Here is a 7496-nt window from a genome sequence, read left to right as displayed (position 1 = left end):
GTCCTGGTTGCTGCTGGACGAGGTGAAGGGAGCCGAGACCACCTGCTCCTGCACTGAATCGACCAGGCCGTCGCCGTTGCCGTCACCGGCAATGCCGGCCACGCCGTTGATCACCACCGCGGGTGCGTCGTCCTCCGCCATCAGGTTGACCGCCGCGGACGTGACGCTTTCCGAGGCTCCGAAGCCGTCGGTGTAGGTGACCGTGACCTTGATCGCCTTGCCGCCGTCGGCAGCAACCGGCGTATAGGTGCTGCTGTTGGTGCCCACGGCGATGTCATCGACGTACCACTGGTAGTTCAGCGTCCCGAGGCCGTCCAGGTCGGCCAGGGAACTGGTGTTGGCCTTCATGGGGAGTCCGGCCACCCGAGCGCCCTCGGCGGCGACTGCGCCGGTGGGAATGTCGTTGACGTTCTCCACGTTGGCGGTCGCCACCGACGCGGTGGATTCGGGCGTGCCATGGCCGTCGGTGTAGTTCACCCGCACCGTGATGGCCTTGCTCACCTGCGCCTGCGTGAGCGTCAGGCTCGAGGCCGTGGCGCCCGCGATGGCGGTGCCGTCTGCCAGCCACTGGTAGCTGAATGCGCCCAGGCCGTCCGCATCGACCAAGCCCGACGTGTCGGCGCTCAGGGTCGCCCCTTGCGTGGCGACACCGTTGATGACCAGCGTGCCGGTCACTGCGTCGTTGACGTTGGCGACGCGTGCCGTGGCTGCGCTGGTGCGGGCCTCGGCCTGGCCGAAGCCGTCGGTGTAGCTGGCCTGCACCGTGATGGCCTTGCCCACTTGGGCCTGCTGCAGCACCAGCGTGTTGCTGGTGGCGCCGGCGATCGCCTGGCCATCGGCCAGCCACTGGTAGCCGACCGTGCCCATGCCGTCCGCGTCGGCCAGGGTGTTGGAGGCAGTCAATGTCTGGCCTTGCGTCACAGTGCCTGCGATGCTGACCGTGCCGGTCGGCGCGTCATTGGTATTGGCCACGGCGGCAGTCGGCGCGCTGGCCACGTTTTCGACGGTGCCCAGGGCGTCGGTGTAGGTCACACGCACGCTGATGGCATCGCCGACTTCCGCCTGGCTGGGCGTGAACGTGGCGCCGGTGGCGCCGCCGATATCCAGGCCGCCAGCCAGCCACTGGTAGCTGAATGTGCCCAGTCCGTCGGGGTCGCCCAGCGCGCTGGTGACTGCTGTCAAGGCCTGCCCCTGCTGCGGCGTGCCGCTGATCGTGACGGTGCCTGTGGGCGCGTCGTTGACGTTACCCACCGCGCCCGTCGCCGCGCTGGTCACAGACTCGGCCTGTCCCAGCGCGTCCGTGTAGCTGGCGCGCACCGTGATCTGCTTGCCCACTTCGGCTTGGGAGAGCTCGTAGGTCGCGCTCGTCGCGCCCGCGATGGCCATGCCGTTGGCGAGCCACTGGTACGACACCGCGCCCAGGCCGTCCAGGTCGGCAAGGTCGTTGCTGGCCGTGAGCAACTGCCCCTGCGTCGCCGTGCCGCCGATGGTGACGGTGCCGGTGGGCAGGTCGTTGGCGTTCTGGATCGGTGCGCCAGCCGTGCTGTCAACGGACTCGTTCTTGCCCTGCAAGTCCTGATAGCTGGCGCGCACCGTGACCACCGTGCCCACCTCGGCTTGGGTGAGCGTGTAGGTCGAGCTGGTGGCGCCGCCAATGGCCGCGCCGTTCGACAGCCACTGGTACGACACTGGGCCCATGCCGTCCAGGTCGGCCAGGGTATTCGCAGCCGTGAGGGTCTGGCCCTGGGTGGGGGTGCCGCTCACCGTGACCGTGCCGGTGGGGACATCGTCCACGTTGCCGACTGTCGGCGAATCGGCGCTGTCCACGCTTTCGGCCTTGCCGAAGCCGTCGGTGTAGCTGGCGCGGACGCTGATCGCCTTGCCGACCTGGTCCTGGGTCAGCACGAAGGTCTGGCCGGTGGCGCCGCTGATGGGGGTGCCGTTGGCCAGCCATTGATAGCTCACCGTACCGATGCCATCGAGGTCGGCCAGCGTGTTCGAAGCCGTGAGCATCTGGCCCTGTTCATACGTGCCGGCGATGCTGACCGTCCCCGTCGGCGCGTCATCCAGGTTGGCCACCGCCGCGGTCGGCGAGCTGGTGACAGACTCGTCGGTGTTCCACTGGTCCTTGAAGTTGACGCGTACGGTCAGCGTCTTGTCCACTTCCGCATGGGTGAGCGTGAAGGTCTGGCCCGTCGCACCCGAGATGGCGGACCCGTTGGCGAACCACTGGTACTCGAAGGTGCCGAGGCCATCGGGATCGACCAGCGCGCCGGTCACGGCCGTGAGCACCTGCCCCTGCTGGACCGTGCCGCTGATGGTGACTGCGCCCGTGGCCGGCTGGTTGACGTTCTCGACGGCAAGGGTTGGGGCGCTGCTGGGCGCCTCTTCCACGCCCAGTTCGTCGATGTATCGCGCTTGCACCGTGATCTGCTTGCCCACCTGGTCCTGGCCGAGTACCAGCGTCGGCCCTGTGGTTCCGATTTCCACGCCGTCGGCGAGCCAGTGGTACGTGACGGATGCGACCGTGCTGCCGTCGTTGTCGGCATCGGTCAGCGAACTGGATGCCGTCAGCGTCTGGCCTTCGGTCGGCGTGCCGGTGATCGTGACCGTGCCGACGGGCAGGTTGTTCAGGATGACGGGCGCCGTGGAGGCACTGGTCGCGCTGTGAGAGCCGAAAGCGTCGGTGTAGGTGACGCGAACCGAGATGGTGTCGCCCAGCTCGTTGTCGGTCAGCGTGTAGGTGCTGCCGGTTCCAAGGACGACGGTTCCGTTGGCCAGCCACTCGTAGGTGAAGCCACCAGCGCCACCAACGATGCCGTCCGGATCGGCCAGGGTGTTGTCGATGCTCAGGGTCTGGCCTTTGGTGGCGGCGCCCACGATGGCCACGTTGCCGGTCATCGCGTCGTCGATGTCCTCGACCGGGTCGACGCCGACCGTCGAACTGGTGACGCTTTCCGGCGTGCCCTCGTCGTCCACGAAGCTGGCCTGGGCGGTGATGATCTTGCCCACTTGGGCCTGGGTCAGCACGAACGTACCGCCATTGGCGCCAGAGATCGGCTCGCCATCGGCAAGCCACTGGTACTGGATGGTGCCCAGCCCATCCTCGTCGGCCAGGCTATTCGAAGCGGTGAGGGTCTCGCCCTGCTTGTAGATGCCGGTGACGGTGACCGTTCCGGACGCCGGGTCGTTGACGTTCTGCACGACCGTCGTAGCGTCGCTGGTCACGCTCTCGGCCTTGAGGAAGCCGTCCACGTAGCGGGCCTCGACGGTGATGGCCTCGCCGACCTGCGCCTGCCCCAGCACCAGCGTGCTGCCCGTCTCTCCATCGATGGCCACGCCGCCGGCGAACCACTGGTAGCTCACCGTTCCCAAGCCGTCCTCGTCCGCCAGGTTGTGGCTCGCGGTCAGCGTCTGGCCTTCGGTCGCCGTGCCGGTGATGGTGACGGCGCCGGTCGGGTCGTCGTTGGTGTTGGCCACCAAAGCGGTGGCATCACTCGTCTTCGTTTCCGCGTTGCCCAGGGTGTCGGTGTAGCTGGCCACCACCGTGATGGCTTTGCCCACATGCGCCTGCGCCAGTTCGAGCGTCGAATCGGTCGCGCCGCCGATGGCGGTGCCGTCGGCATACCACTGGTAGGAGACCGTGCCCCCTCCATCCGGGTCGGACAGGGTATTGGACGCCGTCAGCGTCTGGCCCTCAGCCGCCGTGCCCGTGATGGTGACGTCACCGGTGGGCAGATTGTTCGCCACTACCGTTGCAGTCGCTGCACTGGTCTTCGACTCCGCCGTGCCCTGGCCGTCGATGTAGCTCGCCTGCACGGTGATGGCCTTGCCCACCTCGGCGTTGGTCAGCTTGAAGGTGGCCTCGGTGGCGCCGGAGATGGCCGTGCCATCGGCGAACCACTGCCAGTTGACCATGCCCGGCCCGTCTCCGTCGGTCAACGTGTGCGAAGCCTGCAAGGTGACACCGCGCGTGGCGGCGCCGGTGATGGTCACGGCGCCGACGGGGTCATCGTTCACGTTGGCAACCGGCCCCGTGGCGGCGCTGGTGCGCGATTCCGTGTTGCCAGCTCCGTCCTGGTAGCTGACCCTGACGCTGATCGAACGCCCCGCGTCCGCGTCGCCGAGCTGGTACGTGGCGTTGGTAGCCCCGCTTATGGCGGTGCCGTCGCGCAGCCATTGGTAGCTGAATTCGCCGAGTCCGTCGCCATCGCTCATGCCACTGGCGACCGCGGTCAGCATCTGGTCCTCGGCAACCGTGCCCGTGATCACCGGCTGCCCTTGTGCGGGTGCGTTCTGGACGATGGTTCCATTACCCAGAACCAAACCGGTCAGCGCCAACGGCAAACTCTCTTCACCGTAGCTTCCGCTGTACGTCAGCGACAACGAAGTTGCAGCCGGGTCCGTCAACCGGAAGGCGAGTGTCAGGAGGTTGCCCCCGGGGTGGACGGGCGTGAGGCCGGTAGCCTCGACCAGCAAGCTGCCGGGCGTCGAATTGGGGACGGTGAGCCAGCCGCTCGGCCCGGTGGGGTCACCCCACAGAGTCGCAACCGCGGGATCCAGTGAGATTTCCAAGCCGAAGTTCATGATCGGTGCCGCCGTTGCGGCGACGTTGAACGTCACCGTCAGGACACCATCGACCAGGCTGGGAGTGCCCGCAACGATTGCATTAGCCATACCGCTTCCTCCAGTGATTCTTGCTGCCGGCACGGCGGCATCCGCCGCCTGCCGGGCACTTTGCCATGCTCATCCGTCAAATACCCCAGATGTCCGTCGGCACACCCAGTTGCGTGCCAAGGAGCTGGAAATAAGTGGGGTCGGTGTTGTCCAGATCGATGCTGCCGGCCGGCGCCGCCCAGCTCCCGTTGACATCCCCCTTGAGGATGCCCACCAGGTTGACCTGCTGGTCACCCTGCAGATCGACCAGCGGATTGCTCCAGCCGGCGCTGAGGCGGGTCAGGGCCGAAGAACCCATGGCCGCGTCGCCGTTCCACAGGTCCAGGGTCTCGTCGACGAACAGCCATTCCTGGGCCGGCGCGGCGGCATGCTTGACGGCCATGCGCAGGATGGCCAGTGCGTCGGCGCTGTTGACCTTGCCGTCCTCGTTGGCATCGGCAGCAATCACCTGGTAGGGAGACAGTTCCAGACCATTCGTATTCGGGTTCATGCCTACCGCAATGCGCAGGGCCGCCAGCGCGTCAGCCGAGTTGACTGCGCTTCCGGAGTCGGTGGCCGCCCGCTCGGCGGACAACTGGTAGCTGCCGACCGGCATCTGGGTGATCGAGTACTCGCCGTCCGTCGTCGAGTCGATCGCCAAGCCCACGCTGAACCCTGCAACCCCGGTTTCCTCGAGCGCCACGTTGCTGAAGCTGATGGCAGCCGTGCTTTCTCCGGGCGCCAGGTTGATCTTCAGGGTGCCCACCTGCAGCGCGCCACTGACGCCGACCGCGTCGCTCTTGACCGCGCTGAAGTTCATGGTGCTCGCGTTCTCCTGGTTGGACAGCACCATCCAGCTCGGGCTGAGCGCACTCGTGAACTCGATGCTGCCGGCCTGTTGGCTGACCGCCGTGAAATCCATCGAGGCGTTGGCGGCCGACGGATTGATCCAGACCTGCACGCTGACGCTGTGGTCGGCCGCGTCGTAGGTGATGCCACGCACGTCGAACAGGTCGCTGCTGGGCGCCACCGCCGAAGGATCGGTGGCAGAGATGTTCACGCCGTCCAGCAGCACGTGGCTCTTCCAGTGATAGGCCATGCCCTGCAACTGGAGACCGGTGACGTCAGCCACCGCTGCCGTCGCCTCGCTGGTGACAGCTTCCGTGGCGCCGAAACCGTCGGTGTAGCTGGCCGTGACTGTGATCGCCTTGCCCACGTCGGCAGCCGTGAGCGCGTAGCTCGCGCCTGTGGCGCCGGCGATATCGTTGCCACCGGCCTTCCACTGCCAACTGATCGCGCCCAGGCCATCCAGGTCGGCCAGGGTGTGGCTGGCGGTGAGCGTCTGGCCCTTGGCCGCGCTGCCGGTTATCGATACCGCGCCCGTCGGGTTGTCATCGACGTTCTGCACCGCGGTGGTGGGCGCGCTCGTCGCACCTTCCATCACGTCGGCGCCGTCCAGGTAGCTGGCGCGCACGGTGATCGCCTTGCCGACTTCTCCCTGGGTGAGCGTGAAGCTCGAACCGGTGGCACCGTTGATGGCCAGGCCGTCGGCCAACCACTGGTAGCTGATGCTGCCGAGAGTGTCGACATCCGCCAGCGTGTTCGTGGCCGTCAGGGTTTCGCCCTGGGTTGCGGTTCCGATGATCGTCACGTCTCCCGTACCGTTGGGCGTGCCCGCATTGGAGTAGGTGATCAGCGAACTGCCGTCCGCCTCGTTGCTGATCGCGAACTGGCTGGTGTTGAAGGTACCCAGCAGATCGATCTGCACGTCGGCGCCGGCCACGGCATCGGTGTCGATGTAGAGCGTGGTGACGCCGCCGCTGGTGCTGGCCTGGATGTTCTTGCCCGTCAGGCCGGCGCCGGTGCCGTTGGTCACCCCCGTGGTCGACAGGGTCGTCGATACCCGGATCGCGTCACCGACCGCGAAGTCGGTGATGGTGTCCTCCCCCTCGCCGGACAGGCCGTACTCGAAGGTGTCGTTGCCGGCGCCGCCGGTCAGCGTATCGTTCCCGTAGCCGCCGTGGAGGTTGTCGTCGCCGGCGCCGCCGTCGATGGTGTCGTCGCCCGCGCGGCCCTGCAGGCGGTTGGCGATCGAATTACCCATCAGCGTGTCCGCGAACTCCGAGCCGCGCAGCGACTCGATGCTGGTGAAGGTATCGCTGCCATCAGCGCCGCTCGACTTGCCGGTGACGAGGTTGGCCGTCACAGAACCGGCCGCGTTCTGGAAACTCAGGGCGTCGTCGCCACCGCCACCGTCGATGGTGTCGTTACCGGCGCCCGCATCGAAGTAGTTGCCCTCGGCACCGCCGGTCAAGGTGTCGTTGAACTTGCTGCCCAGGACGCCCATGAAGCCATGCAGGGAGTCGTTGCCGTCCGCCCCCGTCGCCGTGCCGCTGGCCAGATCGACCGTGACCGAACCGTTGGCCGCGCGGTAGTCGACAAAGTTGTTGCCCAGATCGGTGCCGGTTTCGGCGCCGCCGTACAGGATGTCGTCGCCGAGGCCCCCACGGATGATCTCGTTCTGCGCACGGTTGCTGCCGCGAATCACGTCGTTGAAGGCGGAGCCGATCACCATCTCGATGCCGACCAGCGTGTCGGTGCCGATGCCGCCACCGGTGGCAATGCCGTTTGTGCCGTCTTCGCCGAGGCTGACGGTCACTCCGCCGGTAGATTCCGCGTAGCGGGCAACGTCGTACTGACCGGAGCTGTTGGCCGTCGCCACCCACCCCGAGATGGACAGCTCGCCGCCGCCATCGATGAAGTCGTCGCCGGCGCGGCCCTCGAGTTCGTTGCCTCGGTGGTCGCCGATGATCGTGTCGTTGAAGTCCGAGCCGCGAACG

General features: G+C 67.1%; 2 protein-coding genes. Both read right to left on the bottom strand.

The window, feature by feature from the left end; all coding sequences use genetic code 11:
* Window positions 1-4677, bottom strand: a 4677-nt coding sequence (locus tag V6M63_RS18070) for a beta strand repeat-containing protein (protein ID WP_332744069.1), incomplete at its 3' end; no start/stop codon positions are given.
* A gap of 76 nt (window positions 4678-4753) precedes the next feature.
* Window positions 4754-7496, bottom strand: a 2743-nt coding sequence (locus tag V6M63_RS18065) for a beta strand repeat-containing protein (protein ID WP_442909610.1), incomplete at its 5' end; no start/stop codon positions are given.

Origin of the sequence: Hydrogenophaga sp. (assembly GCF_036675665.1) — a bacterium.
Lineage (GTDB): Bacteria > Pseudomonadota > Gammaproteobacteria > Burkholderiales > Burkholderiaceae_C > Hydrogenophaga.
The sequence above is the reverse complement of the archived record's forward strand: the minus strand, read 5'-3'. Positions and strand labels throughout refer to the sequence as shown.